Annotated in this window: 22 protein-coding genes, 1 tRNA gene and 1 pseudogene; 11 read left to right on the top strand and 13 right to left on the bottom strand. The window is 65.6% G+C overall.

From position 1 onward, the window contains the following. From ACVIIW_RS10035 to trxA, 7 genes are all read left to right on the top strand, one after another. Positions 1-2,505: an ATP-binding protein gene (locus tag ACVIIW_RS10035; protein ID WP_456700588.1), complete on the top strand. Its 2,505-nt coding sequence runs from the start codon at positions 1-3 to the stop codon at positions 2,503-2,505. After that, positions 2,502-4,022 carry a tRNA (adenosine(37)-N6)-threonylcarbamoyltransferase complex ATPase subunit type 1 TsaE gene (gene tsaE / locus ACVIIW_RS10030; protein ID WP_456700587.1) on the top strand — a complete coding sequence of 507 codons (1,521 nt, stop codon included), beginning with the start codon at positions 2,502-2,504 and terminating at the stop codon, positions 4,020-4,022. Before ACVIIW_RS10035 ends, tsaE begins: the two co-directional genes overlap by 4 nt. A gap of 87 nt (positions 4,023-4,109) precedes the next feature. Continuing rightward, complete coding sequence (locus ACVIIW_RS10025; protein ID WP_456700586.1) at positions 4,110-4,427, top strand: PilZ domain-containing protein; 318 nt, start codon at positions 4,110-4,112, stop codon at positions 4,425-4,427. A 125-nt stretch (positions 4,428-4,552) separates the two neighbouring features. Next, positions 4,553-5,275: a nucleotidyltransferase family protein gene (locus tag ACVIIW_RS10020; RefSeq protein WP_456700585.1), complete on the top strand. Its 723-nt coding sequence runs from the start codon at positions 4,553-4,555 to the stop codon at positions 5,273-5,275. Positions 5,276-5,365: 90 nt separating this feature from the next. Further along, entirely contained in the window at positions 5,366-8,512 is a 3,147-nt protein-coding gene (addB, locus tag ACVIIW_RS10015) for a double-strand break repair protein AddB (protein WP_456700584.1), read from the top strand. Beyond that, the gene (gene addA, locus ACVIIW_RS10010; RefSeq protein WP_456700583.1) at positions 8,506-12,015 is read left to right on the top strand and encodes a double-strand break repair helicase AddA; all 3,510 of its coding nucleotides are present in this window, start codon (positions 8,506-8,508) and stop codon (positions 12,013-12,015) included. Before addB ends, addA begins: the two co-directional genes overlap by 7 nt. A 65-nt stretch (positions 12,016-12,080) precedes the next feature. Further along, positions 12,081-12,401 (top strand): thioredoxin, encoded by a 321-nt coding sequence (gene trxA, locus ACVIIW_RS10005; RefSeq protein WP_007598398.1) that lies wholly within the window; start codon positions 12,081-12,083, stop codon positions 12,399-12,401. A 61-nt stretch (positions 12,402-12,462) separates the two neighbouring features. Here trxA and ACVIIW_RS10000 read toward each other — a convergent pair whose 3' ends face one another. From ACVIIW_RS10000 to trpA, 4 genes are all read right to left on the bottom strand, one after another. Further along, positions 12,463-13,203 carry a metallophosphoesterase family protein gene (locus ACVIIW_RS10000; protein ID WP_456700582.1) on the bottom strand — a complete coding sequence of 247 codons (741 nt, stop codon included), beginning with the start codon at positions 13,201-13,203 and terminating at the stop codon, positions 12,463-12,465. Positions 13,204-13,322: 119 nt separating this feature from the next. Then, positions 13,323-14,666, bottom strand: coding sequence for a bifunctional folylpolyglutamate synthase/dihydrofolate synthase (locus ACVIIW_RS09995; protein WP_456700581.1), 1,344 nt, complete (start codon positions 14,664-14,666; stop codon positions 13,323-13,325). Next, positions 14,663-15,604, bottom strand: a complete 942-nt coding sequence (gene accD, locus ACVIIW_RS09990) for an acetyl-CoA carboxylase, carboxyltransferase subunit beta (protein ID WP_456700580.1) — start codon at positions 15,602-15,604, stop codon at positions 14,663-14,665. Before accD ends, ACVIIW_RS09995 begins: the two co-directional genes overlap by 4 nt. Positions 15,605-15,775: 171 nt before the next feature. Then, positions 15,776-16,612: a tryptophan synthase subunit alpha gene (trpA, locus tag ACVIIW_RS09985; RefSeq protein ID WP_456700579.1), complete on the bottom strand. Its 837-nt coding sequence runs from the start codon at positions 16,610-16,612 to the stop codon at positions 15,776-15,778. Positions 16,613-16,685: 73 nt separating this feature from the next. Here trpA and ACVIIW_RS09980 point away from each other — a divergent pair, with 73 nt between their 5' ends. Beyond that, the gene (locus ACVIIW_RS09980; RefSeq protein ID WP_456700578.1) at positions 16,686-17,030 is read left to right on the top strand and encodes an endonuclease domain-containing protein; all 345 of its coding nucleotides are present in this window, start codon (positions 16,686-16,688) and stop codon (positions 17,028-17,030) included. Positions 17,031-17,109: 79 nt separating this feature from the next. On the opposite strand, the gene trpB is transcribed toward ACVIIW_RS09980, so the two are convergent. The 8 genes and pseudogenes from trpB to aroA all read right to left on the bottom strand — a co-directional run bounded on the left by trpB (position 17,110) and on the right by aroA (position 25,111). Beyond that, a complete protein-coding gene (gene trpB / locus ACVIIW_RS09975) occupies positions 17,110-18,327 on the bottom strand; it encodes a tryptophan synthase subunit beta (RefSeq protein WP_456700577.1) in 1,218 nt (405 codons plus the stop codon). Continuing rightward, positions 18,324-18,983: a phosphoribosylanthranilate isomerase gene (locus ACVIIW_RS09970; RefSeq protein ID WP_456700576.1), complete on the bottom strand. Its 660-nt coding sequence runs from the start codon at positions 18,981-18,983 to the stop codon at positions 18,324-18,326. Before ACVIIW_RS09970 ends, trpB begins: the two co-directional genes overlap by 4 nt. A 65-nt stretch (positions 18,984-19,048) precedes the next feature. Then, positions 19,049-19,441, bottom strand: a complete 393-nt coding sequence (locus tag ACVIIW_RS09965) for a lipopolysaccharide assembly protein LapA domain-containing protein (RefSeq protein ID WP_456700575.1) — start codon at positions 19,439-19,441, stop codon at positions 19,049-19,051. 71 nt (positions 19,442-19,512) lie between these two features. After that, positions 19,513-19,818 carry an integration host factor subunit beta gene (locus ACVIIW_RS09960; RefSeq protein WP_007598410.1) on the bottom strand — a complete coding sequence of 102 codons (306 nt, stop codon included), beginning with the start codon at positions 19,816-19,818 and terminating at the stop codon, positions 19,513-19,515. Between the two features lie 181 nt (positions 19,819-19,999). After that, positions 20,000-20,982: pseudogene (sppA, locus tag ACVIIW_RS09955) on the bottom strand (signal peptide peptidase SppA). Positions 20,983-21,166: 184 nt separating this feature from the next. Further along, on the bottom strand, positions 21,167-22,873 hold the full coding sequence (rpsA, locus tag ACVIIW_RS09950) for a 30S ribosomal protein S1 (protein ID WP_456700574.1): 1,707 nt from the start codon (positions 22,871-22,873) through the stop codon (positions 21,167-21,169). A 265-nt stretch (positions 22,874-23,138) separates the two neighbouring features. Next, complete coding sequence (cmk, locus tag ACVIIW_RS09945) at positions 23,139-23,777, bottom strand: (d)CMP kinase (protein ID WP_456700573.1); 639 nt, start codon at positions 23,775-23,777, stop codon at positions 23,139-23,141. Then, positions 23,774-25,111: a 3-phosphoshikimate 1-carboxyvinyltransferase gene (aroA, locus tag ACVIIW_RS09940; RefSeq protein WP_456700572.1), complete on the bottom strand. Its 1,338-nt coding sequence runs from the start codon at positions 25,109-25,111 to the stop codon at positions 23,774-23,776. Before aroA ends, cmk begins: the two co-directional genes overlap by 4 nt. A gap of 161 nt (positions 25,112-25,272) precedes the next feature. Here aroA and ACVIIW_RS09935 point away from each other — a divergent pair, with 161 nt between their 5' ends. Both ACVIIW_RS09935 and ACVIIW_RS09930 read left to right on the top strand, forming a co-directional pair. Next, on the top strand, positions 25,273-25,680 hold the full coding sequence (locus tag ACVIIW_RS09935) for a TIGR02300 family protein (protein ID WP_456700571.1): 408 nt from the start codon (positions 25,273-25,275) through the stop codon (positions 25,678-25,680). A 99-nt stretch (positions 25,681-25,779) separates the two neighbouring features. After that, positions 25,780-25,855, top strand: a tRNA-Ala gene (locus ACVIIW_RS09930). 101 nt (positions 25,856-25,956) lie between these two features. On the opposite strand, the gene ACVIIW_RS09925 is transcribed toward ACVIIW_RS09930, so the two are convergent. After that, complete coding sequence (locus tag ACVIIW_RS09925) at positions 25,957-26,415, bottom strand: MarR family winged helix-turn-helix transcriptional regulator (RefSeq protein ID WP_456700570.1); 459 nt, start codon at positions 26,413-26,415, stop codon at positions 25,957-25,959. A 157-nt stretch (positions 26,416-26,572) separates the two neighbouring features. Here ACVIIW_RS09925 and ACVIIW_RS09920 point away from each other — a divergent pair, with 157 nt between their 5' ends. Next, positions 26,573-26,998, top strand: a complete 426-nt coding sequence (locus ACVIIW_RS09920) for an organic hydroperoxide resistance protein (protein ID WP_027531600.1) — start codon at positions 26,573-26,575, stop codon at positions 26,996-26,998. The last annotated feature ends 1 nt before the right edge of the window (position 26,999 follow it).

The raw sequence follows: 26,999 nt of genomic DNA, 5'->3' as shown, positions 1-26,999 counted from the left end.
ATGTCAGGCGTGATCGTGTCGATGCGTCGGACGCTGCTGTCGTGCACATCCTTGGCGCGGAACAGCTTGTTGGGAGGCGCTCTCGCAGCGCTACTGCCGGCTGAGCCGGCTGATGCCGCCGACCTCGTCGACACACTCTCGATATTGCTGGATTTCAACCGGCAGGAACTCGCGGTGCTGGCCACCGCGCTGGCTCTGCTCGGCTTCACGGTCGTGGCCGCGATCCTCTTGATGCGCACGCGGGTCCGTACCGCGAAGAACGAAGCGGCGCTGCTCGGGCGAATCAGGGAACTTCAGCTGCAGGCGGACCGCTTTGGTGCGCTGCTGTTTGCCGAACCGCAGATCCTGATCTCCTGGCCCGCCGGCGACGATCGCGCGCAGATCTCGGGTGACATCTCCATGGTGCTGCCGCGCGATTCGTCGCCGCAGCGCGTGCTTGCCTTCGGAACCTGGCTGCCGCCGGAACCGGCGCTGCAGATGGATCACGCCGTCGATGGCTTGCGCGAACGCGGCGACGGCTTCCAGCTCACGCTGAGCACGGCCAACGGCCATACGCTGGAAGCGCTCGGCCGCGCCATCGGCGGCCAGGCCATTGTCCGGATCCGCGAACTCTCCGGCTTGCGGCGCGATCTGGCTGAAACCAATCTGCGCTACAGGGCGCTTTCCGACGAAACCGAGATGCTGCGCGGCTTCGCTTCTGCCGCGCCGTGGCCGATCTGGGCCAAGGGCGAGAACGGCGCGCTGACTTTTGCCAATCCGGCCTATGTGCGCGCCACGGAAGCGACCAGCATCATCGATGCCCAGGAGCGCAAGCTCGAGCTGCTCGACAGCGCCGACCGCGCCGCCATGGAACGCAGCCTGAAGGACACCGCGGGCTTCACCTCGCGCCTGCCGATCGTGACCGGCGGCGAGCGGCGCATGTACGACGTACGCGCCGTCAATGTCGGCAACGGCAGTGTCGGCGTCGCGATCGATGCCAGCGAGGCGGATGCGCTCAGCGCCGCGCTGGTGCGGATGGCGGAGGCGCATCGCCGCACGCTCGACCAGCTCTCCTCAGGTGTGGCCGTGTTCGACGGCCAGCGGCGGCTCGCCTTCTACAACGATTCCTACCGGCGGCTGTGGGACCTCGACCGCAGCTTCCTCGACGCCAATCCAGACGATTCCAGCGTGCTCGACCAGCTTCGCGCCGCGCGCAAATTGCCGGAGCAGCCGGACTTCCGCGCCTGGAAGGCCAAGCTGCACGAGGCCTACCGTGCCGTCGAGGCCGCCAAGGACACCTGGTACCTGCCCGACGGCCGCGCCCTCTCCGTCGTCACCACGCCGAACCCCGAAGGCGGCGTCACCTATCTGTTCGACGACGTCACCGCGAGCCTCGAGCTCGCCCGCCGCTTCGACGGCATGATCCGGGTCCAGCGCGAGACGCTGGACAGCCTCGCCGAGGGTGTCGCCGTGTTCGGCAGCAACGGCAGGGCGCAGCTGTTCAATCCGGCCTTCCTGCGGATGTGGAAGCTGTCCAACGATTCGATGCGCGAGCAGCCGCATATCCAGACGGTCGAAGGCTGGTGTCATCAGCTGTTCGACGACCCGGTGGTCTGGCGCCAGATCCGCGAGGCCATCACCTCGATCGAGAACCGCGCCGACGTGCCGCTGAAGCTGGAGCGCAAGGATGGCAGCGTGCTCGACGGCATGATCCGTCCGCTGCATGACGGCGCGACCATGCTGACCTTCCTCGACATCACCGACACCGAGAATGTCGAGCGCGCGCTACGCGAGCGCAACGAGGCGCTGGAGACGGCCGACCAGATGAAGGTGGATTTCGTCCATCACGTCTCCTACGAGCTGCGCTCGCCGCTCACCACCATCATCGGCTTCGCGCATTTCCTCAGCGACCCCTCGACCGGACCGCTGACGCCGAAGCAGGCCGAATATCTCGACTACGTCACCAAATCGACCAATGCGCTGCTGGCGCTGACCAACAACATCCTCGATCTCGCCACCATCGATGCCGGCGCGATGAAGCTGGAGCTAGGCCCGGTCGACGTCAGCAAGACCATCGAGCTCGCCGCCGAAGGCATCCAGGACCGCCTCGCCACCGACCGCATCCGCCTCAAGGTCGAGATCGCCCCCGATGTCGGCAGCTTCGTCGGCGACGAGAAGCGCGTGGTGCAGGTGCTCTATAACCTGCTTGCGAATGCCGTCGGCTTCTCGCCGCAGGATTCCACCGTCGGGATCAGCGCGCGCCGCACCGAGCGCAGCGTGGTCTTCATTGTGACAGATTCCGGACCTGGAATACCCGCCGACATGAAGGACAAGGTGTTCAACTGGTTCGAAAGCCGCTCCCAGGGCTCGCGTCATCGCGGCGCCGGGCTCGGATTGTCGCTCGTGCGCTCCTTCGTCGAGCTGCATGGCGGCAAGGTGCAGGTGGATTCGGCCGTCGGCAAGGGCACGGTCGTGATCTGCGACTTCCCGACCGACCAGGCGGCGCACCGCGACGCCGCCGAATGAGCGAACCGGCCACATTCTCCGTCGCGCTTGTCGACGAGACGGCCACCGCGCAATTGATGGCCGATCTCGCGCTGCTGGTCGGGCCGGGCGATACCATCACGCTGACGGGTGATCTCGGCGCCGGCAAGACCGCCGCGGCCCGTAGCCTGATCCGCTATCTCGCCGGCGACGACGAGCTGGAAGTGCCGAGCCCGACCTTCACGCTGGTGCAGAGTTACGAGCTGCCGGCCTTTCCCGTGATGCATGCCGATCTCTATCGCGTCGAGGACGAGAGCGAGCTCGAGGAGATCGGGCTCTCGCCGTTGCCGGAGGCGACGCTGGCGCTGATCGAATGGCCCGAGCGCGCCCCGTCGGCGATGCCCGCCGACCGCATCGATATCGCGCTGACGCATCGCCCGGCGCTGGGCGCGAATGCGCGGGCCGCCGACATCACCGGCCATGGCAGGGCCGCTGTCGCCATCGCGCGGCTGAAGGCGTTACGCGAATTCCTCGACTTCTCGGGTTACTCGGATGCGACGCGCAAGCGCATGCCCGGCGACGCCTCGACACGCTCCTATGCGCGGCTGATCCGCGACGATGGCGTCGTCATCCTGATGAACTCGCCGCAACGCCCCGATGGCGCGGCGATCTACAACGGAAAGTCCTACAGCGCCGCGGTGCACCTTGCCGAGAACGTCAAGTCCTTCGTCGCCATCGACGAAGGCTTGCGCGCGGCGGGAATCTCGGCGCCCGCGATCCATCATTGCGACCTCGAGCACGGCTTTCTGATCTCGGAAGATTTCGGCAGCGAAGGCGTGATCGAAGGCGATCCGCCGCGCCCGATCGCCGAGCGCTACCAAGCCGCAACCGACGTGCTGGCCGTGCTGCACGGCAAGACCCTGCCGGAGACGCTGCCCGTGGACGGGCAGACCTACACCATTCCCGCCTTCGACACCGAGGCGCTGCTGATCGAGATCGGCTTGATGCCGGAATGGTACCTGCCCGACCGCAACGCGCCCCTGAGCGACGAGACGCGCGCGGAATTTTTTGCGATGTGGCGCGAGCTCTTGAAGAAGCCGCTGGCCGCGCCGAAGACCTGGATCATCCGTGACTATCACTCGCCGAATCTGATCTGGCTTGGCGATCGTAGCGGCGTGGCGCGTGTCGGCGTGATCGACTTCCAGGACACCGTGCTCGGGCCGCACGCCTATGACGTGGTGTCGCTGCTGCAGGATGCACGCATCGACGTGCCTGAGACCCTCGAGCTGACGCTGCTGTCGCGCTACATCAAGGCGCGCCGGGCAGGCGATGCGAGCTTCGATCCGGCCGGCTTTGCCGAGCTCTATGCCATCATGTCGGCGCAGCGCAACACACGCCTGCTCGGCACCTTCGCCCGGCTCAATCGCCGCGACGGCAAGCCGCATTATCTGCGTCACCAGCCGCGGATCTGGACCTATCTCCAGCGCTCCCTGGCGCATCCGGCGCTCGAACATTTGCGCGACTGGTATCTCGCCAACGTCCCGCCGCCGCGATCCTGAGTGGGAGCGGTTTACCGGCTGTTAGCCATCACACCGGTATCATCGCCCGCGGGCAGCCGGACAAATACGGGGCTGGAGCAAGGGCGGATGGCGGTCAAGACGGACCAGCGCGGGAACAGCCGGGTTGTTTTCGAACGCGGGATTTCGGCCCAGATGATGGGCATCGACGGCACATGGCGGCGCGAATGCACCATGGAGGACGTCTCCGAGACCGGCGCCAAGCTGACCATCGACGGTTCGGTCGAAGGCCTGCACCTGAAGGAATTTTTCCTGCTGCTGTCGTCCACCGGGTTGGCGTACCGGCGCTGCGAACTGGCCTGGGTGAATGGCGACCAGATCGGCGTCAATTTCCTCAAGCCGGGTGACAGGAAGAAAACGGCGCGTTCCACAGCCGTCGAGGCGTGAGGGCAACACACGTCGTACAACCGTCACGGCGGGCGGCTAAGGCGGTCGAGAGGCGGTGCGGCCCATCCGTGATCGTGCTAGGGTTGCTGCAAACGCGAAATCAGAGGTTTCGAGAAAGCTTTAGGATGTCCGTCAAACCGACCAAAGCCATGGTGCTCGCCGCAGGGTTCGGCCTGCGCATGCGGCCGCTGACGGACAAAATGCCGAAGCCGATGGTGCCGGTGGCCGGCCAGCCGCTGCTCGACCACGTGCTCGACAAGCTCGGTCGCGCCGGCGTCACGGAGGCGGTCGTCAATGTGCACTATCTGCCCGACCAGATCATCAATCACACCGCAACACGCCAGCATCCGCGCGTGACAATCTCGGACGAGCGCGACCAGGTGCTCGGCACCGGCGGCGGCGTCGTCAAGGCGCTGCCGCTGCTCGGCGATGCGCCGTTCTTCCACGTCAATTCCGACACGCTGTGGATCGACGGCGTGCGCTCCAATCTGACGCGGCTCGCGGAAAATTTCGATGCCGCACGCATGGACATCCTGCTGCTGATGGCGCCGACCGCGACCAGCATCGGCTATAGCGGCCGCGGCGATTACGGCATGCTGCCCGACGGCGCCTTGCGCAAGCGCAAGGAAAAAGAGATCGTTCCGTTCGTCTATGCGGGCGCGGCCATCCTGTCGCCGACGATCTTCGACGGCGCACCGCAAGGCGAGTTCTCGCTGACCAAGATGTTCGACCGCGCCAATGAGCAGGAGCGCCTGTTCGGCCTCCGCCTCGACGGAGTCTGGATGCATGTCGGCACGCCCGATGCGGTGCATGCCGCGGAAGAGGCGTTTTTGGAGAGCGTGGCGTAGGGCAGCGAACAGCGGGGACGATTTCATCCCCACCCATGACCATTCGAGCGCGCCTGCCTATATTGCCCTGATCCCCGAATCAGGCGGCCCATGCGCGTCTTCAGCGTTCCCCTTTCAGTTCCCTTCCTGCGCACGATCGTCGCAAGCCTGCTCGACGGCCGGCTGGTCGAGGGATTCGAGGCGCGCAAGGAACCGGCGCGGCTGGCGGATGCCACGCTCTACCTGCCGACGCGGCGCGCCATGCGCGTCGTCCGCGAGATATTTCTCGACGAGATGGCGGCGGATGCCGTGGTGCTGCCGCGCATCGTGGCGCTCGGCGACATCGACGAGGACGAGCTCGCTTTCGCGGACGAGGGCGAACAGTTTTCCGGCGCAACGCCGCTCGACATTCCGCCGCGGCTCGGCGAGCTCGAACGGCGGCTGACCTTGGCGCAGCTGGTCGCGGCGTGGGCCAAGGGCCCGGTGCTGGCGCCATTGGTGGTCGGCGGCCCCGCCTCGACGCTGGCGCTGGCCGGCGACCTCGCCCGTCTGATCGACGACATGGTGACGCGCGGCGTCGAATGGAGCAAGCTCCGAGGACTGGTGCCAGATCAGCTCGATCAATATTGGCAGCATTCACTCGAGTTCTTGAACATTGCCAGCGAGACATGGCCGAACCATCTCGCCGAGATCAACCGGATCGAGCCCGCGGCACGGCGCGACCTGCTGATCGCGGCGGAAGCGAAGCGCCTCACCGCGCATCTCCACGGGCCCGTGATCGCAGCGGGCTCGACCGGCTCGATGCCGGCTACCGCAAAATTCCTCCACGCGGTGGCCTCCCTGCCGCATGGCGCGGTGGTGCTGCCGGGCCTGGACACCGATCTCGACGAGGATTCCTGGCGCAGCATCGGGGGGGTGCGCGATTCGCTCGGCAAGTTCGCGGAGCATCCGGCGTCGAACCATCCGCAATACGCCATGCATGCGCTGCTGGATCGTCTCGGCATCAAGCGCGGCGATGTCGAGATTCTCCAGCCGCCCGCCGAAGGCGGCCGCGACCTGCTCGCATCCGAATCGATGCGGCCGTCGGCGAAGACCGAAGTCTGGCACGACCGGCTCAAGCGACCGGATGTCGCTGCAAGGATATCGGGCGGGATGAAAAATCTCGCGGTGGTCGAAGCACCAAACCCTGAAATGGAAGCGCTCGCGATCGCCATTGCCATGCGCGAGGCGCGGCATCTCGACAAATCGGCGGCGCTGGTGACGCCCGACCGCGCGCTGGCGCGACGGGTGATGGCCGCGCTGACGAGATGGAATCTCGCATTTGATGATTCCGGCGGCGACGTGCTGATGGAAACCGCCGCCGGTGTGTTTGCTCGCCTCGCAGCGGAAGCCGCAACCAAGGGGCTGGAGCCGCCGACGCTGCTGGCGATCCTGAAACATCCGTTGTGCCGGCTCGGCCGCGCACGCGGTGCATGGAAGGCCGCGATCGAAGACCTCGAGCTTGCGGTGTTGCGCGGTACACGCCCTCCCGCGGGCACCGGCGGTCTTTTGCGGGAATTCAATCGCTTTCGTGAAGAACTGACGAAGCTGGGGCGCGGCGAAGCCTCCGCGCTGCACAAGGCCGAGCCGCGCGCACGTCTCAGGGCCGAGGATCTCGACCGCGTCCAGGCGCTGATCGACGCGTTACGGCAGGCCTTGGCGCCGATCGAGAGCCTCGCATCACCAAAACCGTTCGACTTCGCCGAGCTCGCGCACCGGCATCGCGAGATCATGATCGAGCTGTCGCGCGACGAACAGGGCATTCCGCTCGCCTTCGAGGAGCGCGAAGGCATCGCGCTCGCCGGCGCCTTCGACGATCTCCTGCGCGGCGGCACGACCAGCGGGCTCATGGTGACGTTGCCTGATTATGCCGAGACGTTCCAGACCGCGTTCAGTGATCGCGCGGTGCGGCGACGCGACAAGCCCGGCGCGCGCCTGCAGATCTATGGCCCGCTGGAATCGCGCCTGATGCAGGCCGACCGCATCATCATCGGCGGGCTGATCGAGGGCGTCTGGCCGCCGGCGCCGCGCATCGACCCCTGGCTGAGCCGGCCGATGCGGCACGAGCTCGGCCTCGACCTGCCGGAGCGCCGCATCGGCCTCTCCGCCCACGACTTCGCGCAGCTGCTCGGCGGCGACGAGGTGATCCTCACGCATTCCGCCAAGGCCGGCGGCGCGCCGGCGGTGGCCTCGCGCTTCCTGCATCGGCTGGAGGCGGTCGCCGGCGACGAGCTCTGGAAAGCGGCTGTCCGCGCCGGCGAAAAATACGTGCAATTCGCGGCCGCGCTGGACCAGCCCGCCGAGGTCAAGCCGATCAAGCAGCCCGAGCCGCGCCCGCCGCGCGCCACCCGGCCACTGAGAATGTCGGTGACCGCGATCGAGGACTGGCTGCGCGATCCCTACACGATCTACGCCAAGCACATCCTGCGGCTCGATGCGCTCGATCCCGTCGACATGCCGCTGTCGGCGGCGGACCGCGGCTCGGCGATCCACGAGGCGCTCGGTGAGTTCACCGAGACTTTCGCCGCACATCTGCCTCCCGATCCCGCCCGCGTGCTGCGCGCGATCGGCGAGAAGCATTTTGCGCCGCTGATGGAGCGGCCCGAAGCGCGCGCGCTGTGGTGGCCGCGCTTCCAGCGGATCGCGCACTGGTTCGCCGAATGGGAGACCGCGCGCCGCGACGCGATCGAGGCGATCACGGCGGAGACCCGCGGCGAGATCTCGATCCCGCTCGATCACGGGCGCAGCTTCCGCCTCTCCGCCCGCGCCGACCGGATCGAGCGGCGCCAGGGCGGCGGCTACGCCATTCTCGATTACAAGACCGGCCAGCCGCCGACCGGCAAGCAGGTCCGCATGGGCCTGTCGCCACAGCTGACGCTGGAAGCCGCGATCCTGCGCGAGGGCGGCTTTCCCGGCATCGATGCCGGCGCGTCGGTGAGCCAGCTCGTCTATGTCCGGCTGAGCGGCAACAATCCGCCGGGCGAGGAACGCATCCTGGAGCTCAAATACAAGCAAGGCGATGAGCCGCAGCCGCCGGACACCGCAGCCGCCGAAGCGCGGGCCAAGCTCGAGGCGCTGATCCGCGCCTTCGAGGACGAGAACCAGCCCTACACCTCGCTGAACCTGCCGATGTGGACCAACCGCTACGGCGCCTATGACGATCTCGCCCGGATCAAGGAATGGTCCGCGGCCGGCGGTCTGGGGATCGAGGAATGGTGAAGCTGCCCCGTCCCATCCCCGACGAGGTGCGCGCGCGGCAGCAGCGTGCGTCCGATCCGACCGCGTCGGCCTTCGTGTCGGCCAATGCGGGCTCGGGCAAGACCCATGTGCTGGTGCAGCGGGTGATCCGTCTGCTGCTGTCCGGCGTGCCACCGGAAAAGATCCTCTGCATCACCTTCACCAAGGCAGCCGCCGCCAACATGGCCGAGCGCGTGTTCACCACGCTTGGCCATTGGGTCACGCTTGACGACACCGGACTCGATGCCGCGATCCGCGCCGTCGGCATCTCGCATCCCAATGCAAAGCTGCGCCGCGATGCGCGAAAGCTGTTCGCCTGCGCGCTGGAGACGCCGGGCGGCCTGAAGGTGCAGACCATCCACGCGCTGTGCACCCGCTTGCTCCAGCAGTTCCCGTTCGAGGCCAATGTGCCGGCGCGGTTCGCCGTGATGGACGACCGCGACCAGTCCGAGATGATGGAGCGCGCCAATCTGAAGGTATTGCTGGAGGCCGCGCGCGATCCGGACAGCGTCACCGGCCGCGCGCTGCTGACCGCGATGGCGAGCGCCGCCGACGTGACGTTCAAGGAGGTCGTGCGCGAAGCGTGCCTGAGCCGCGACCATTTCATGGCCTGGACCGATGAAGCCGGCAACGCAGGCGCGGCAGCCGAGCAGATGGCGGCCGTGCTGGGCGTCGATGCGGGCGACCGCATCGACGATGTGGAGGCCGAGATTCTCGACGGCCCTTATTTGCCGCGCTCGCGCTGGGACGACATCGCCTTTGCGCTGGAGGACGGCAGCAAGTCCGACAACGACCAGGCGAGCCGGCTCCGCGAGGCAAAAGCGTTTTCCGGCGCGGCGCAGGTCGACGCTTACCTCGGCGTCTTCCTCACCGACGAAAAGCTGCCGCGCAAGGCCGTCCTGACCAAGAAGTTCGGCGAGCACAATCCGTCCGTCGCGCGCCTGTTCGACAATGAGGCATCGCGCCTCTGTGGACTGGTCGAGAAGCGCCGCGCGGTGACCATGCGCGACCGCACCGCCGCGCTGCTGCATATCGCGACCGCCGCCGCCGCAAACTACCGGCGCGAGAAGCTGGAACGCGGCCTGCTCGACTATGACGACCTCATCGACAAGACGCTGGCGATGCTGAACCGCATCTCCTCGGGCTGGGTGCATTACAAGCTCGACCGCGGCGTCGATCACGTCCTGATCGACGAGGCGCAGGACACCAGCCCGCGGCAATGGGACATCGTCGCGCACATCATCTCGGAATTCACGACCGGAGAAGGCGCCCGCGAGGGACTGAACCGCACCGTGTTCGCCGTCGGCGACGAGAAGCAGTCGATCTTCTCGTTCCAGGGCGCGGCGCCCCACGAGTTCGATGCGCGCCGGCGCGAGTTGCACCGCAAGTTCACCGCGGCCGGGCTGAAATTCGATCCGGTTGCCTTCACCTATTCGTTCCGCTCGGGCGCGGCGATCCTGCACTCGGTCGACCACGTCTTCCGCGAGCCCGCGATCTACAAGAGCATTCATTCCGTCGAGATCGGCCATCCCCTGCACAATGCGCTCGCCGATGCCGGCCCCAGTGTGATCGAGCTTTGGGACCTCGCCGAAGCCGACGACCGGCAGGAGATCGAGGGTTGGCGCGCGCCGTTCGACGGCGTCGCCGTCACCAGTCCCGAAGTAAAACTCGCGCGCCGCATCCAGGCCGAGATCAAGCGGCTGGTCGAGAGCGGCACGCTGACCGGGCACGAAGGCGAACGCCGCCCCCTGCGCTACGGTGACATGCTGATCCTGGTGCGCCGGCGCGGCAATGCCTTCGACGCGGTGATCCAGGCACTGAAGCACGCCGGCGTCCCCGTCGCCGGTGCCGACCGGCTGAAGCTGACCGAACACATCGCGATCATCGATCTGATGAACCTCGCCGACGCGCTGCTGCTGCCGCAAGACGACCTCGCGCTGGCGGTGGCGCTGAAGAGCCCGCTGTTCGGTCTCGATGACGACGATCTCTTTACGCTTGCCCATGACCGCAAGGGATCGCTGCGCCGGGCGCTCGGCGAACACGCCGCGGACAACGAAAAATTCACGGCCGTGCTGCGGCGCCTGGAAGCTTGCGAGATTCGCGCACGCGAGGAGACGCCGTTCGCCTTCTATGCGTGGCTGCTCGGCGGCGATGGCGGTCGCGCGCGCATCCTGCGCAGGCTCGGCCACGAGGCCAATGACGCGCTCGACGAGTTTCTGGAGCTGGCGCTGAATTGCGAGCGCAAGGCACCGGCCTCGCTGCAGGGCTTCATGGCCTGGCTGCGTTCGGCCGACACCGAGGTGAAGCGCGACATGGAGATTTCGCGCGACGAGGTGCGCGTGATGACCGTGCACGGCGCCAAGGGCCTGGAAGCTTCCGTCGTGTTCATGGTCGACACCACATCGTCGCCCGCGGACTCGCAGCGTGTCAGGCTGATCCACGTGCCGCGCGGCAATGGCGGCGAAGTCGTGGTCTGGGCCGGGCGCAAGGCTGATGATCCCAAGCCGGTCGCCGACGCGCGCAGGGCGATGCTGGAGGAGACCGAGGATGAATATCGCCGCCTGCTCTATGTCGCGATGACGCGCGCGGCCGACCGGCTGATCGTCGGCGGCTGCCTGCCGGGCAACATGCGCTCGGTCCGCAAGCTGAGCTGGTATGACCTCATCGACACCGGGCTATCAGGCTCCGGCCTGGACAAGCAGACGATCGAGACGCCGCTCGGCAAGGTGACCCGCTTCACCCGGCCGGAAGATGTCGTAGCGCTCGGCACGCCGGCGACTTCCGTCGACCACACGGTCACGCTGCCGGATTGGCTGCGGACACCGGCGGCGCAGGAGACGGTCGACGACGATCCGGTGCGCCCGTCCGGCCAGCCGGCCGAGGAAGGCCGCAGCGTGCGATCGGGCGAATCGGTGCAGTCGCGCGCGCTGGCGCTGCAGCGCGGCACGCTGGTTCACCGGTTGCTGCAGTCCCTCCCTGATATCGCCATTGAGCGGCGGCGTGCGGCCGCGCTCGGCTTTATGAGCCGCAATGCCGCCGCATGGCCGGAGGCCGATCGTGCCGCGCTGGCCGACAAGGTGCTCGCCCTGATCGCCGAGCCGCGCTTCGCAGCCGTCTTTGCCGCCGGCAGCCGGGCGGAGGCCGCCATCGTCGGCCGGCTGGAGCGGCCGGGCCGCGCCCCGGCGCTGGTGTCGGGACAGATCGACCGGCTGGTGGTGACGCCGGACGAGGTTCTGATCGTCGATTTCAAGACCAACCAGACCGCGCCGAAGAGCGCGGCCGAGGCGCCCGCTGCTTATGTCAGGCAGCTTGCGCTGTACCGGGCGGTGCTGTCGCGGCTTTATCCCCAAAAGACCATCCGTGCCGTCCTGCTCTGGACAGAGGCCCTTGAATATATGGAGATTTCTGCCCCCGCGCTGGACGCGGCGCTGGCATCCCTTCATCTCGGTGTGAGCGTCCTTGACCCGGCAAGGGGCCGTTCATAGGTTGACGGCATGATCCCGGGCGCGATTCCCATGCGCCCATTCTTTCAAGCGAGTGAGGTACTCCAATGGCCGTTGGCAAGGTTTCTGACACCGATTTCGAAGCCGAAGTGCTCAAGGCGAACGGCCCGGTCGTCGTCGATTTCTGGGCCGAATGGTGCGGCCCCTGCCGCATGATCGCACCCGCGCTCGACGAGATCGCCGGCGCGATGGGCGACAAGGTCAAGATCGTGAAGCTCAACGTCGACGAGAGCCCGAAGACCGCGTCGAAATACGGCGTGATGTCGATCCCGACCCTAATGATCTTCAAGGGCGGCGAGATGGCCTCCCGCCAGGTCGGCGCCGCACCGAAGGCGAAGCTTCAGCAGTGGATCACCTCGGCGGTCTGATCCACGCGGCGCGACGAAGTGTTCTGAACGGCCGGCTCATCGCCGGCCGTTTTGCTTTGCCCTACTCGATCCAGCCCGTCGCCAGCGCGTTCGCGAGCTCCGGCTGATTGTTGCTGCGTGCCAGCGCGGCCATCGTCTCGTGATCATAGGCGACGTTGCGGAACGTGACCTGCCAATTGCCATTCGTCAGCTCCAGAATCGCATAGCGCGCGTGCGGCGTGCCGGCCTCGACGACATGCGGAAACGGATGCGTGTCGCGATAGCCGGGGCTGCCGACACTGCCGGGATTGACGATCATGCGGCCATCGCGAAGCCTCACGGCGCGGGCGAGGTGCGTATGGGCGCAGAGGATCAGCGATTGCGTGATGCCTTGCGCGAACTGCTCGATCCGGCCCGGCGGCGATAGCGCGACCGTGCCGTCAGGGTGCACCGTCTCGAGCCAATAGACCTCGTCATCCCCGGGCGTCGCGTGACAGAGAAAGACCTCGTCACGGAACACACGCGTCATCGGCTGCGCACGCAGCCAGTCGAGCTGCGTCGCATTGAGCTGCGCATGCGCTGGGCGATCCCAGGAGCCCATCTTCTCCGGTGGGCGATCGAGCAGATAGCGATCGTGATTGCCGAGCACATGCATGGTGTCGAGCGGCATCAGAATCTCGATGGTGCGCCGCGCGTCGAGCGGGCCGCTCAGCATGTCGCCGAGATTGACGATGTCAGAGATGCCGAGTGCGCGGATGTCTGATAGCACCGCCTCCAGCGCGAGATAGTTTCCGTGGACGTCGGCAATCGCGGCAAAGCGCATTGTTGCTCTCCCCCTCTCGTGCCCCTGATGCGGCGCAGCACGCAGTAATGCGCCGCAGAGCAGGGGCCCATGCGGCTTCCGGGTCCCGGCTCGCGCTTTGCGCGTCCGGGACACGCGAGTCATGCAGGAGGCGTGCCGTTGAGACCCAAAACGTGGCCGGCGAGATAGAGCGAGCCAGTTATGAGGATGCGCGGCGGCACCTCGTAGGCGAGCTTCGACAATGCGCGCAGTGCGGCCTCGATGCCGGGCGCGATCTCGACGCGCATGCCGAGGCTGCGTACGGCATCCGCAAGGCGGTCCACCGGCATCGCGTTTTCGGCATCCGGAATCGGCACGGCGATGATGTGACGGGTGAGACCTGCGAAATTGGCGAGAAACGCCTGCGCGTCCTTATTGGCCATCATGCCCGCGATCACGACCAGCGGTCGCGACACCCGCTCCTCGAGATCGCCGAGCGCGGCGGCTGCGACGCGGCCGCCTTCGGCATTGTGCCCACCATCGAGCCAGATTTCGCTGCCCTGCGGACCGAGAGCGAGCAGCTCACCGGAAGTGAGGCGCTGCATCCGCGCCGGCCATTCGGCGCCGACGATGCCGGCTTCGAAGGCAGCCTGATTGACCCGGAACGCCTTGACCGCGCGCAGCGTCGCGATCGCAAGGCCGGCATTGTCGAACTGATGGCGGCCGAACAAGCGCGGCGCGGCGAGATCCATCAGGCCATGCTCGTCTGAATAGACCAGACGCCCATGCTCGACATTGACGTGCCAGCTTTCGTTTGCGGTAAACAGCGGGGCTCGCATCTGCTTGGCCTGCGCCTCGATAACAGCCATGGCCTCTGGCGACTGCTCGGCGCAAATCACGGGCACGCCGCGCTTGATGATTGCGGCCTTCTCGGTGGCGATCGACGCCAGCGTGTCGCCGAGGAAATCCATGTGGTCCATGCTGACAGGCGTGATCACGCAGGCCGCAGGCATATCGACCACATTGGTCGAATCGAGCCGGCCGCCGAGGCCGACTTCGAGCAGAACCGCATCGGCAGGATTTTGCGCGAACAAGAGGAACGCCGCCGCGGTCTTGAGTTCGAACAGTGTCGCGGGCTCGCCGGCATTGACGCGCTCGACCTCTTCAAGCGCCGCGCGCAATTCATCGTCGGAGACGAGCACGCCGCCGCCGGCGCGGCCGAGCCGGAAACATTCGTTGATCCGGACCAGATAGGGCGAGGTGTAGGCGTGGACGCGCAGGCCAGCGGCCTCCAGCGTCGCGCGCAGATAGGCCACCGTCGAGCCCTTGCCGTTGGTGCCGGCGACATGGATCACCGGCGGCAGCTTGCGTTCGGGCTGGCTGAGCCGCTCGAGCAGGCGGTACATCCGCTCCAGCCCGAGATCAATGCGCTTGTGATGCAAGGCCGACAACCGCCCGATCACCTCATCGAGCGACTGCCTTGTGCTGTCCGAGGTCGCGTTCACGCGTGGGGCGCAGCCGGCGCCGTCTCAGCCGCCGAGACGCTCTGCGCGGGGCTGACGACAGGCTGCGTCGGCCTGGACGCGTTCTCATGCGCCGGCGCCCTGGTCAGCAGGCGGCAAAGTCGCGCCAGGGTCGGACGCAGTTCATGGCGATGCACGACCATGTCGACCATGCCGTGCTCTTTGAGATACTCGGCACGCTGGAAACCCTCGGGGAGCTTCTCGCGGATGGTCTGCTCGATCACGCGCGCGCCGGCAAAACCGATCAGCGCGCCGGGCTCGGCGATCTGCACGTCGCCCAGCATCGCATAGGACGCCGTGACGCCGCCCGTGGTCGGATTGGTCAGCACGACGATGTAGGGCTGCTTGGCTTCGCGCAGCATCTGCACGGCAACCGTGGTGCGCGGCATCTGCATCAGCGACAGGATGCCTTCCTGCATGCGCGCACCACCTGAGGCGGCGAACACGATGAAGGGCGACTTCTTCTCGACCGCAAGCTCGAGACCGCGCACGAGGGCCTCGCCTGCGGCCATGCCGAGCGAGCCGCCCATGAAATCGAAATCCTGCACGGCGACGACGACACCAGCGCCTTCGAGCTTGCCGTAGCCAACCTTGACCGCATCGTTCAGATTGGTGCGGGCACGCGCATCCTTGATGCGATCAACGTACTTCTTCTCGTCGCGAAATTTGAGCGGATCCGGCGTGACATCGGGCAAGGCCACGTCGAACCAGGTCTCGTTGTCGAAGATCGACTTCAGCCGCGCCACCGCGCCCATGCGCATGTGGTAGTTCGAGCCGGGGATGACGAACTGGTTGGCCTCGACGTCCTTGTAGAACACGAGCTGTCCGGAATCCGGGCACTTGATCCACAAATTCTCCGGCGTCTCCCGCCGCAGCATGTTGCGGATCTTCGGCCGCACCACATTGGTAAGCCAGTTCATGGTTTGCTCCGATGTGCTGACCCGCTGGGGGCCGCCTGAAGAGATATATGGCGGCCGGGCTGCTACCCGGCAAGCCGCCGTGTCGTCCGCGTTAGAGCATGATCCGGAAAAGTGTGAAGCGGTTTTCCGACAAGATCATGCTCAACTAAAGAGCTAAAGCGGAATTATGGCCTATTCGGCCGCCTGTTTCGCAGCCCTCACGCCCTGGGCCAGGGCCGCCGTCAGCTCAGCCACCGCGTTAACGGTTTTGGCGGTCGCCCGCCCTTCCGCATCGAGACTGTTGTTGAGCGCATCGACCAGCGCGGTGCCGACCACCGAGCCATCGGCCTTCTCGGCAATGGCGCGCGCCGCCTCCGGCGTGCGGATACCAAAACCAACGCAGATCGGCAGCTTGGTATGCTGCTTGATGCGGGCGACGGCTTGGCCGACGGTATTCGAGTCCGCCGCCGCTGCACCAGTGATGCCGGCGATGGAGACGTAATAGACAAATCCCGATGTGTTCGCGAGCACCGCAGGCAGGCGCTTGTCGTCGGTGGTCGGGGTCGCCAATCGAATGAAGTTCAGCCCCGCCTTCAGCGCGGGAATGCAGAGCTCATCGTCTTCCTCAGGCGGCAAATCGACGATGATGAGGCCGTCAACGCCTGATGCGTTCGCATCAGCCAAAAACTTGTCGACGCCGTAAATGTAGATCGGATTGTAATACCCCATCAACACCAGCGGCGTGATGTTGTCCTCCTTGCGGAAGTCGCGCACGAGATCGAGCGTCTTCTTCAGCGTCATGCCGACCTTGAGCGCGCGAAGTCCGGCAGCCTGGATCGACGGACCATCCGCCATCGGATCGGTGAAGGGAATGCCGAGCTCGATGATTTCGGCGCCCGATTTCGAGAGCGCCTTGACGATCTCGAGCGACGTCGCGGGATCGGGATCGCCGGCCATCACATAGGTGACGAAGGCCGCGCGGCCCTGCTTTTTAAGCTCGGCGAAGCGGGTGTCGATACGCGTGGTCATGTTTTCGCGGCCGCTGTGCTAATACCTCTCCCCGCCGGGGAGAGGTCGGCTGCGAAGCAGCCGGGTGAGGGGGATGGAAAGATTCAAGTCTAGAGCGCGAAGGCTCCGCGAGTCGCAGACGAGCGCGGAAGCAAAGCTTTGGCAGGCGCTCCGCAACCGGCAGCTCGCCCGGTGGAAGTTTCGCCGCCAGCATCCGGTCGACCGGTACGTCGTCGATCTCGCGGCCCTCGACGGAAAGCTCATCATTGAGGTCGACGGCGTAACGCATTCCAGCCCGTCCGAGATCGAGCGCGATGAAGCCGGGACCAAAGTGCTTGAGGCCTGCGGCTTCCTCGTCATTCGCGTCTCGAACACGGATGTGTACGAAAATATTGAGGGCGTCCTCGAGCTCATCCAGACATCGCGAAGGTTCGAATGAGCGGAAAGACCCCTCACCCGGCTGCTTCGCAGCCGACCTCTCCCCGACGGGGAGAGGTGAAGAAGGCGCGACACGCTCATCACTTGCTCTTGCCCTTCAGGATGTCGCCGACCTGGGGGACGTCCTTGTCGCCGCGGCCGGAGAGATTGACGACCATCAGGTGGTCTTTCGGCCGCTTCGGCGCGAGCTCCATCACCTTGGCAATGGCGTGGGCGGGCTCGAGCGCGGGAATGATGCCTTCGAGCTTCGAGAGCAGCTGGAATGCGGCGAGCGCTTCGTCATCGGTCGCGGAGAGATAATTGACGCGGCCGACCTCATGCAGCCAGGAATGCTCGGGGCCGATGCCGGGATAGTCGAGGCCGGCCGAGATCGAATGGGCGTCCTGGATCTGGCCGTCGGCATCCATCAGCAGATAGGTGCGGTTGCCATGGAGCACGCCGGGGCGGCCGCCCGCGATCGAGGCTGCATGCAGCTGCGTGAGCCCGTGGCCCGCGGCTTCGACGCCGAAGATCTCGACGGAGGGATCGTCGAGGAACGGGTGGAACAGGCCCATGGCGTTCGAGCCGCCGCCGATGCAGGCGACCAGCGAATCCGGCAGGCGGCCCTCGATCTCCTGCATCTGCGTCTTGGTCTCGTTGCCGATGATCGACTGGAAGTCGCGGACCAGGGTCGGATAGGGATGCGGACCCGCCACCGTGCCGATGCAATAGAAGGTGTTGTGCACGTTGGTGACCCAGTCGCGCAGCGCCTCGTTCATCGCGTCCTTCAGCGTGCGCGTGCCCGACTGCACCGGGACCACCGTCGCGCCCAGCATCTCCATGCGGATGACGTTGGGCTGCTGCCGCTCGACGTCGACGGCGCCCATGTAGACGACGCATTCGAGACCGAAGCGCGCGCACAGCGTCGCAGTGGCGACACCGTGCTGGCCGGCGCCTGTTTCGGCGATGATGCGCTTCTTGCCCATGCGCCGCGCCAGCATGATCTGGCCGAGTACATTGTTCACCTTGTGCGAGCCGGTGTGGTTGAGCTCTTCGCGCTTGAGGTAAATCTTGGCGCCGCCGAGATGCTCGGTCAGGCGTTCGGCGAAATAGAGCGGCGAGGGCCGGCCGACATAGTTCTTGAGATAGCCGTTCATCTCGGCCTGGAACGCCGGGTCGGCCTTGGCCGCGGTGTAGGCCTTCTCCAGATCGAGGATCAGCGGCATCAGGGTTTCGGCGACGAATCGTCCGCCGAAGATGCCGAAATGGCCGCGCTCGTCGGGGCCGCTGCGGTAGGAATTTGGTTTGGCGATGTTCATCGAACGCTCAACTCTTGGGTGGCGCGCGCGGCGCGAATGAAGGCCTTGATCAGCTCCGGATCCTTGACGCCCGGGGCGCTCTCGATGCCGGAGGACACGTCGACGCCGCCGGCGCGCGTGACGCGGACGGCTTCCGCAACGTTGTCGGCGTGAAGCCCGCCCGAAACCATGTAGGGCAGTTTCAGATCGAGATTTTCCAGCAGGTGCCAGTCGAAGGGGGCGCCCAATCCGCCGGGACGAGTTGCGTCTTTCGGCGCGCGCGCGTCGAACAGGAGACGGTCGGCGAGTGCGGCGTAGCCAGGCAGCACGGCGAGATCGGAGGCTGATGCGACCGGCACGGCCTTCATCACCGGACGGCCGAACCTCTGCTTGATGTCGCGCAGCCGCGCCACGCTCTCCTGCCCGTGAAGCTGGAAGATGTCGGGCGACAGCGCGTCCATGATGTTGTCGAGCGTGGCATCGTCGGCGTCGACGGTGAGCGCCACTTTGTGCGCGCGTCCCTTCACCTGGCGGCCGAGCTCACGCCCCGTCTCCAGCGATACATGCCGAGGCGACGGCGGAAAGAACACGAACCCCACCATGTCGGCACCCGCGTCGAGCGCCGTTTCGAGCGTCTCCGACGTGGACAGGCCGCAGATCTTGACGAGCAGGGACATGGTCTCAATGCAAATGGAGGCCGCAAATGGCGGCCAGGAAACGGGCTTTTCGGTTGGGGCCGCTTCTACAACGTCGCGCGCTGCTTGTCTCGCCCGACAGGCCCATAAAGGCCCATCCCGGAGGGTACCGGGAGACGCTGGGCCTCGGGCTTGGCCGGGGCCGCCTGGGCCCGCAGATCGGCCAATTCGACCCGGGCAGCCCTGGCATCCGCCTCATGCCGGCGCGCAGCGCGCCGCCAGTGCCGCTGGCCGAACCAGACGGCACAGCCGCCGACGATGACACCCAAGGCAGCCACCACGATCAGGAGGAGGAACAACGGGATGGTGCGCGACAAGGCCGGATCAGCCGCCATGAAGGGATCAAACGAGACCGTGACGTCATGCCTGTTGGCGACTGCAAAGGTCACCAGGATCAGGGCCAGCGGAATCACGATCAGCGCGGTCAGGAACTTTCGCATCGCGAGCGCTCGTCTTGAATCAAGCTTGCTGCCGCATCTTGCGGCCATCAGGTAAAGCCCGGACGGCAGCGTTAGTCCGGGGCGCCCGGATCCGGATGGTCCCGGTTGAGGCGCTCGCGCATTTCCTTGCCGGTCTTGAAGAACGGAACGCTCTTCTGATCGACGGGGACATGGGCGCCGGTGCGTGGATTGCGGCCGGCGCGCGCGGGGCGGTGCTTGACCGAGAAAGCGCCGAAGCCGCGCAACTCGACGCGGTCGCCGCGCGCGAGTGCCGCTACGATCTCCTCGAGAATCGCATTCACAATGTTCTCGACATCCCGCTGGTACAGATGCGGGTTGTGCTCGGCGATACGCTGAACAAGTTCGGATTTGATCATCGAGAGATAGGACCCGGAAGCGTGCGGATGACCATTTCCGTGAAAATGCCTTGATCTGTCAAGTCGCTAAATGAACGCCCGGCGTCGTGAAAATGCGTGACAAATGCCGAAAAAGCAGGCTGCACGGCCACCCGCTGAACGGGAAAAAGGTCACGAGCTCGCGCGGTTCCAAATTTTTCGGTCAGTTCGACGCGGCCGGCTGCCACAAAGCCAGCATTCCATCCAGCCCGGCGCGATCGACCGCCTGCGCAACGCCGGTTTGCTCGATCTGATGCGCAATCGCACTGAATCCAAGCGCTTCCAGCGTCACTGAGGCCGCCGCCTTGATGAACGGCAGGTCGCCAAAGCGCGGCTCGAGCTTGTAGTCGCGCACGGAAAGACCCTTCTTGACGCCCTTCTGTTCCTCGAGCCAGGTCACCGCGGTTTTCTCGTCGCCGAGCTGATCGATCAGCTTGAGATCGATCGCCTGGCGGCCGGTGAAGACGCGGCCGTCGACCACTTTTTCGAGCTGCGTGTCATCCATGCCACGGCGCTGCTTCACCAGATCCTTGAACCAGGCATAGGAATCCTTCACCAGCGCATCCAGCGCGGCCCGGGCTTCCGGGCTGGTCGGCTCATATCCGTTGGGCGCGGCCTTCAGCGGCGTGGACTTCACCTCCTCGACCTTGACGCCGATCGTCTTCAACAGCTCGCTGAAATTGGGGAACTGGAACAGCACGCCGATCGAGCCCACCAGCGAGCTCTGCTGGGCGATGATGTGGTCGCTCGCGATCGCGGTGATGTAGCCGCCGGACGCGGCAAGGCCTTCGACCACGACGACCAGCGGCTTCTTCGCCTTCAGCCGCATCAGCGAGTCGTAGAGCTGCTCGGAGCCGGCGGTGGTGCCGCCAGGCGAATTGACGTGAACGATGACGGCCGCAGCCTGCGAATTCTCCAGCCGCTCCAGCGCCCGCGTACGTTCGGCATCGCTGCGGATCAGGCCGTCGATCTGCACACGGGCGATGGCGCCAGCGGAGGCGAAGGTACCGCGCGCGCACCTGGCGTCGCGACCAGCGCAAAAGCCGCGACCGCAGCGATCGCGATCAGCGCGGCCACGACGCGCCAGAACGTCAGCTTGCGGCGAATCCTGCGGCGATCGACGATGATGTCCGAATCGAGCGACATCGAGATATCTCCAGGTGAAGGGACCGCTTGGGTCGTGCCGTCACGACGTGACCAACGCTCGTCTGGATACACCAATTGCGGCGCAATTTGAAGAAAACAAGGCCCCGCGCAGCCCCTTGCGAGCCGCAACAAAAAAGCCCCGGCGCAGGCCGGGGCTTTGATGTCGGCAAAACGTGCGTTTCGCTTACTTGTTGTCGCGGTTCTTGAGCGCGGTGCCCAGGATGTCGCCGAGCGTAGCTCCGGAATCGGAGGAGCCGTACTGCGCGATGGCTTCCTTCTCTTCGGCGACTTCGAGCGCCTTGATCGACACCTGGACCTTGCGGGCCTTCTTGTCGAACTGGATCACGCGGGCATCGACCTTCTCGCCGACGGCAAAGCGTTCGGCGCGCTGGTCGTTGCGGTCACGCGCGAGCTCCGAGCGCTTGACGAAGGTGGTGAAATCGGTACCGGCGATCTTCACCTCGATACCGCTTTCCTTCACCTCGAGCACTTCGCAGGTCACGACCGCGCCCTTCTTGACATCGCCCGGCTCGGCGAAGGGGTCGCCTTCGAGCTGCTTGATGCCGAGCGAGATACGCTCCTTCTCGACGTCCACATCGAGCACCACGGCCTTCACCATGTCGCCCTTCTTGTAGTTGTCGATCACCTGCTCGCCCGGAAGCTTCCAGTCGAGGTCGGAGAGGTGGACCATGCCGTCGACGTCGCCCTCGAGGCCCAGGAACAGACCGAATTCGGTCTTGTTCTTGACTTCGCCCTCGACCACCGAACCGGTCGGGTGCCCTTCGACGAAGACCTCCCACGGGTTGCGCATGGTCTGCTTGAGGCCGAGCGAGATGCGGCGCTTGACGGAATCGACTTCCAGCACCTGCACGTCGACTTCCTGCGAGGTCGACACGATCTTGCCGGGGTGCATGTTCTTCTTGGTCCACGACATCTCGGAGACGTGGATCAGGCCTTCGATGCCCGGCTCGAGCTCAACGAACGCACCGTAGTCGGTGATGTTGGTGACACGGCCGGTGAAGCGGGCACCCAGCGGGTACTTGGCTTCGATGCCCTGCCACGGATCGTCCAGCAGCTGCTTCATGCCCAGCGAGATGCGGTGCGTCTCGTGGTTGATCTTGATGATCTTGACCTTCACGGTCTGGCCGATCGAGAGCACCTCGGTCGGGTGGTTGACGCGGCGCCACGCGATGTCGGTGACGTGCAGCAGGCCGTCGATGCCGCCGAGATCAACGAACGCACCGTAATCGGTGATGTTCTTGACCACGCCGTCGATGACCTGACCCTCTTCGAGATTCTGCACCAGCTCCTGACGCTGCTCGGCGCGGGTCTCTTCGAGAACCGTACGGCGGGAAACGACGATGTTGCCGCGGCGACGGTCCATCTTGAGGATCTGGAACGGCTGCGCGTTGTTCATCAGCGGCGCAACGTCGCGGATCGGACGGATGTCGACCTGCGAACGCGGCAGGAAGGCCACGGCACCGTCGAGGTCGACCGTGAAGCCGCCCTTGACCTGGTTGAAGATGACGCCCGTGACCTTCTCGTTGTTCTGGAAGGCCTTCTCCAGCTTGCCCCAGCTCTCTTCGCGGCGCGCCTTGTCGCGCGACAGCACGGCTTCGCCGAGCGCGTTTTCGATGCGGTCGAGGAACACTTCGACCTCGTCGCCAACCTTGATCTCGCTGTCACGGCCGGGGCCGGAAAATTCGCGCAGCGCAACGCGGCCTTCGGTCTTCAGGCCGACGTCGATGACGGCCATGTCCTTTTCAATTGCAACCACCTTGCCCTTGACGACGGAGCTCTCCTGCAGGTTGCCACCTGCGAAGGACTCGTCGAGCATCGCGGCGAAATCGTCACGCGACGGGCTATAGGTATCAGCGGAAGTCGAAGCCATTTGTTCTCCAGTTGCGGATGTCTTGCCGGCCGTTGGGTTCATGGGCGTATCGCGCGCGCAGTGTCGGAAGGTCCGCAAGACCTTCGAGCGACCGCTCGCTGCTCGATCTTGCGACCGAAACAGCGGAAGCGGGCCGGCTGGGCCCGCACGTTCGATACGTTGAAATCTGTCGTCCGGAACCTGGATCGCGTCGGCCCCAAACAGGGACCGAGAGTATCGACCTTAAAGAGCGGGAGCGGGCACTTCCTCCAATGACGGCAGCGGCTTAACCCCGCAACCGGCCCGCTCGGACGGCCTCGATAATGTCGATGGCGGCCCGGACGCCGCCTTCTATATCCAGTTGGGAGTTATCTAGCAAGTAAGCATCCGCGGCCGGCTTCAAAGGCGCTATCGGCCGATTCTTGTCCCGTTCGTCGCGCTGAATGATGTCGGCGAGCACGGCCGCCTCATCCGCCTCCTCACCCCGCGCCTTGGCCTCCATGGTGCGGCGGCGGGCACGCACCTTGGGATCGGCCACGACGAAGATCTTCACGTCGGCATGGGGACAGATCACCGTTCCAATGTCCCGGCCATCAAGCACGGCGCCCGGCGGATCGGCGGCGAATTGCCGCTGGAAATTGAGCAGGACCTCGCGGACCCTTGGGATCGCCGAGACGATCGAAGCGCCCTCGCCGGCTGCTTGCGTCTTCAGCGCGGGATTGCCGAATTTTTCCGGGTCGAGTTCCAGCGCAGCCGCGACCGCCGCCGCCTCGTCCCGGAGATCCCGGCCGGACTGCATCAATTCGTACGCGACGGCGCGATAGATGACGCCGGTATCGAGATGACGATAGCCGTAATGATGGGCCAGGCGCTTGCCGAGCGTGCCCTTGCCCGAGGCCGCGGGTCCGTCGATGGCGATGATCATGAGAACTCGGCCCCAAGCGAACGCATCATCGGAATGAAATCCGGGAAGCTGGTGGCGATGAAGGCGGTGTCGTCGACCGTCACCGGCTGGTCGGAGGCGCAGCCCATCACCAGCGCGGACATCGCGATGCGATGGTCCATATGCGTGGCGACGGTGCCGCCACCAGGCACATGGCCGCGGCCTTCGACGATCAGATCGTCGCCGGAGATCGTCACCTTCACACCATTGACGCGAAGCATGTCGGCGGTGGCTTCGAGACGATCGGATTCCTTGACGCGCAGCTCCTGCAGGCCGCGCATGATGGTCGTGCCTTCGGCAAAGGACGCCGCAACGGCCAGCACCAGATATTCGTCGATCATCGACGGCGCGCGCTCCGGCGGCACGTCGACGCCGCGCAGCTTCGAGGCGCGCACGCGCAAGCGCGCCATCGGCTCGCCGGCGTCGCCACGCACTTCGCTTTCCTCGATGGAGGCGCCCATTTCACGCAGCGTCGTGAAAAGGCCGGTCCGCAACGGATTGGTCATGACGTCTGAGAGGACGACATCTGAGCCTTCGACGATCAGCGCCGCGACGATGGGAAATGCCGCAGATGAGGGATCAGCCGGCACGATGACGGTGGCGCCATGCAGCTCGGGCTGACCCGCGAGCGTGATGCGCCGCCCGTGCTGGCCTTCCCGGACCGAGGTGATGTCAGCGCCAAAATGTTTCAGCATCAGTTCGGTGTGGTCGCGGCTGGCCTCGCTCTCGATCACGGTCGTGGTGCCCGGCGCGGCGAGGCCCGCCAGCAGCACCGCCGACTTGATCTGGGCCGAGGCAACCGGGGTCTTGTAGCTGATCGGCAACGGATCGCGCGCGCCCTGCACGGTCAGCGGCAGCCGGCCGCCCTCGCCGCCGGACACGACCCTGGCGCCCATCTTCTCGAGCGGATCGAGGATCCGGCGCATCGGTCGGCTGCGCAGCGAGGCATCGCCGTCGAACACGGCCGAGATCGGGCAGCCGGCGACGGCGCCCATGACCAACCGGCAGCCGGTGCCCGAATTGCCGAAATCCAGCGCTGCCTTGGGCTGGGCAAAGCCGCCGACACCGACACCCTGGACCCTCCAGGCGAAATCGCCGGTGCGCTCGACCTTGGCGCCGAGGGCCTGCATGGATTTGGCGGTGTTGAGGACGTCCTCGCCCTCGAGCAGGCCGGTAATCCGGGTCTCGCCGACCGCGAGCGCGCCCAGGATCAGGGCACGGTGGGAGATCGACTTGTCCCCGGGCACCCGTACTTTTCCGGTCAGGGGACCGCTTGAGCGCGATTTGAGCGGCGCCAGCTTGTCGGAATGGGTCAAGATTGTGTCCTTGGATACGCCTGATAGCGGCTGCGGGCAGGTACCACATGCCCTCCCCGCCGTCACGAGCATGTCTTTCTCTCGTAATGCGCTATTGACAGCGGGCCGCCAACTAGCCAAGTGAAGCACCGCTTTTCAGACATTCCCAGGATTCCTCTGCCGTGGCCAAGTCCGAACTCGGAACCAAACGTATTTGCCCGACCACGGGCAAGAAGTTCTACGACCTGAACAAGAATCCGGTGATCTCGCCCTATACCGGCGAGGTGGTGCCGATCGCGCCCCTTGCGCCCGCCCGCGCCGGACGCGGCGCCGAGGCCCGCCACGCAGCCGCCGCGGACGCCACGCCGGAGCCGGCCGAGGTCGAAGAGGTCTCGCTCGAGGAGGCCGATGCCGAGGAGAACACCGGCAAGGTGAAGGCTGTCGTCCCCGAATCCGAGGACGATATCGAGGTCGACGATACGCTCGACGACGACGATGACGATGATTCGACCTTCATTGCCGACGAAGAAGAGGGCGATGAGGACGTGACCGACATCATTGGTGACGTCGGAGGTGATGAAGAGACTTGAGATCAGCCCTGATCTGTGAAAAAGGGTGCACCGCGCGAGTCGCTTGGACGGCTCGACGGCCGGGACGGATCCCCCCAGGATCGTCCCATCTGGACTAAAGGGGCCATAGCTCAGCTGGGAGAGCGCTTGCATGGCATGCAAGAGGTCGGCGGTTCGATCCCGCCTGGCTCCACCACGCTTCGCCCTTCGGGGTTACGCGTGGCGCAGCCACGAGGAGCCTGAAGGGCGAAGACGGGCTGTTTCAGCTTCTATTTTCCTTGCGGCTCTGCTAGCCCCCTACGCCCCAATCACCGCATTCAACCGGTCCCTTAAGGCCACAATCTCGTCCTTCATCGCGACCAGTTCCGACACCGAGCAATCCGACGCCGCCAGGATCGACTGCGGCACGCTGCGCGCCTTGTCTTTCAGCGCATGGCCTTGCGGAGTCAGCGCGATGAGCACCTGACGCTCGTCCTCGCTGCTTCGCGTTCGCTTGACCAGATGGGCTGCTTCCAGCCGCTTCAAGAGCGGCGTCAGCGTGCCGGAATCCAGAAACAGCTTTTCACCGATGTCCTTGAGCGGGACGTCATCGCGCTCCCACAGCACCAGCATCACCAGATATTGCGGATAGGTCAGTCCGAGGCGGTCGAGCAGCGGCTTGTAGACGCGATTGAAGGCATGCGCGGCCGAATAGACCGCGAAGCAGATCTGGTTGTCGAGGCGTTGCGGATCGAGGGTCGATGATTTCCGGGCCATGCAGAATCTCGCGAGACTGACCCGCATTGTGGGGCCGGGCCGGCGGACATTCAATTGCAAACAATTAAATGTGAGGCATGCGAATATCGATTGCGCACAATCTAATTGTTTGCAATATACATCGCACGCCAACCCGAACATCCCAAGGAAGACGAAAATGTCCGTGAACGTGCTCTACAAGACCAGCGCAAAAGCCACCGGCGGCCGCGACGGCCATGCCGCGACCCTCGATGGCGCACTCGACGTCAAGCTCACCACGCCGAAGGAGCTCGGCGGTGGCGGCGGCGCCGGCAACAATCCCGAGCAGCTGTTTGCGGCCGGCTATGCCGCCTGCTTCATCGGCGCGATGAAGTTCGTGTCGTCGCAGGGTGGCCCGAAGGTTCCCGCCGACGCCTCCGTGACCTCGACCGTCGGCATCGGCCCGCGCTCGGCCGGCGGCTTCGGCCTGGACATCGATCTGGCCGTCTCGCTGCCGGGCCTGTCCCGCGCGGACGCCGAGGCGCTGGTCGAGAAGGCGCATCAGGTGTGCCCGTATTCCAACGCGACGCGCGGCAATGTCGACGTCCGCCTGACGGTCGTCTGAT

It is taken from the genome of Bradyrhizobium sp. USDA 4449 (genome assembly GCF_054056275.1).
The sequence above is the reverse complement of the archived record's forward strand: the minus strand, read 5'-3'. Positions and strand labels throughout refer to the sequence as shown.

What these genes read in the sequence shown, in the direction of transcription:
- ACVIIW_RS09980 (WP_456700578.1), top strand. Translation starts at nt 16,686, where the DNA reads ATGGAAAGATTCAAGTCTAGAGCGCGAAGGCTCCGCGAGTCGCAGACG.
- ACVIIW_RS10035 (WP_456700588.1), top strand. Translation starts at nt 1, where the DNA reads ATGTCAGGCGTGATCGTGTCGATGCGTCGGACGCTGCTGTCGTGCACA.
- tsaE (WP_456700587.1), top strand. Translation starts at nt 2,502, where the DNA reads ATGAGCGAACCGGCCACATTCTCCGTCGCGCTTGTCGACGAGACGGCC.
- accD (WP_456700580.1), bottom strand. Translation starts at nt 15,604, where the DNA reads ATGAACTGGCTTACCAATGTGGTGCGGCCGAAGATCCGCAACATGCTG.
- ACVIIW_RS10020 (WP_456700585.1), top strand. Translation starts at nt 4,553, where the DNA reads ATGTCCGTCAAACCGACCAAAGCCATGGTGCTCGCCGCAGGGTTCGGC.
- ACVIIW_RS09925 (WP_456700570.1), bottom strand. Translation starts at nt 26,415, where the DNA reads ATGGCCCGGAAATCATCGACCCTCGATCCGCAACGCCTCGACAACCAG.
- cmk (WP_456700573.1), bottom strand. Translation starts at nt 23,777, where the DNA reads ATGATCATCGCCATCGACGGACCCGCGGCCTCGGGCAAGGGCACGCTC.
- ACVIIW_RS09965 (WP_456700575.1), bottom strand. Translation starts at nt 19,441, where the DNA reads ATGCGAAAGTTCCTGACCGCGCTGATCGTGATTCCGCTGGCCCTGATC.
- trpB (WP_456700577.1), bottom strand. Translation starts at nt 18,327, where the DNA reads ATGAACATCGCCAAACCAAATTCCTACCGCAGCGGCCCCGACGAGCGC.
- ACVIIW_RS09960 (WP_007598410.1), bottom strand. Translation starts at nt 19,818, where the DNA reads ATGATCAAATCCGAACTTGTTCAGCGTATCGCCGAGCACAACCCGCAT.
- rpsA (WP_456700574.1), bottom strand. Translation starts at nt 22,873, where the DNA reads ATGGCTTCGACTTCCGCTGATACCTATAGCCCGTCGCGTGACGATTTC.
- ACVIIW_RS09920 (WP_027531600.1), top strand. Translation starts at nt 26,573, where the DNA reads ATGTCCGTGAACGTGCTCTACAAGACCAGCGCAAAAGCCACCGGCGGC.
- addA (WP_456700583.1), top strand. Translation starts at nt 8,506, where the DNA reads ATGGTGAAGCTGCCCCGTCCCATCCCCGACGAGGTGCGCGCGCGGCAG.
- ACVIIW_RS10025 (WP_456700586.1), top strand. Translation starts at nt 4,110, where the DNA reads ATGGCGGTCAAGACGGACCAGCGCGGGAACAGCCGGGTTGTTTTCGAA.
- ACVIIW_RS10000 (WP_456700582.1), bottom strand. Translation starts at nt 13,203, where the DNA reads ATGCGCTTTGCCGCGATTGCCGACGTCCACGGAAACTATCTCGCGCTG.
- ACVIIW_RS09970 (WP_456700576.1), bottom strand. Translation starts at nt 18,983, where the DNA reads ATGTCCCTGCTCGTCAAGATCTGCGGCCTGTCCACGTCGGAGACGCTC.
- trxA (WP_007598398.1), top strand. Translation starts at nt 12,081, where the DNA reads ATGGCCGTTGGCAAGGTTTCTGACACCGATTTCGAAGCCGAAGTGCTC.
- addB (WP_456700584.1), top strand. Translation starts at nt 5,366, where the DNA reads ATGCGCGTCTTCAGCGTTCCCCTTTCAGTTCCCTTCCTGCGCACGATC.
- trpA (WP_456700579.1), bottom strand. Translation starts at nt 16,612, where the DNA reads ATGACCACGCGTATCGACACCCGCTTCGCCGAGCTTAAAAAGCAGGGC.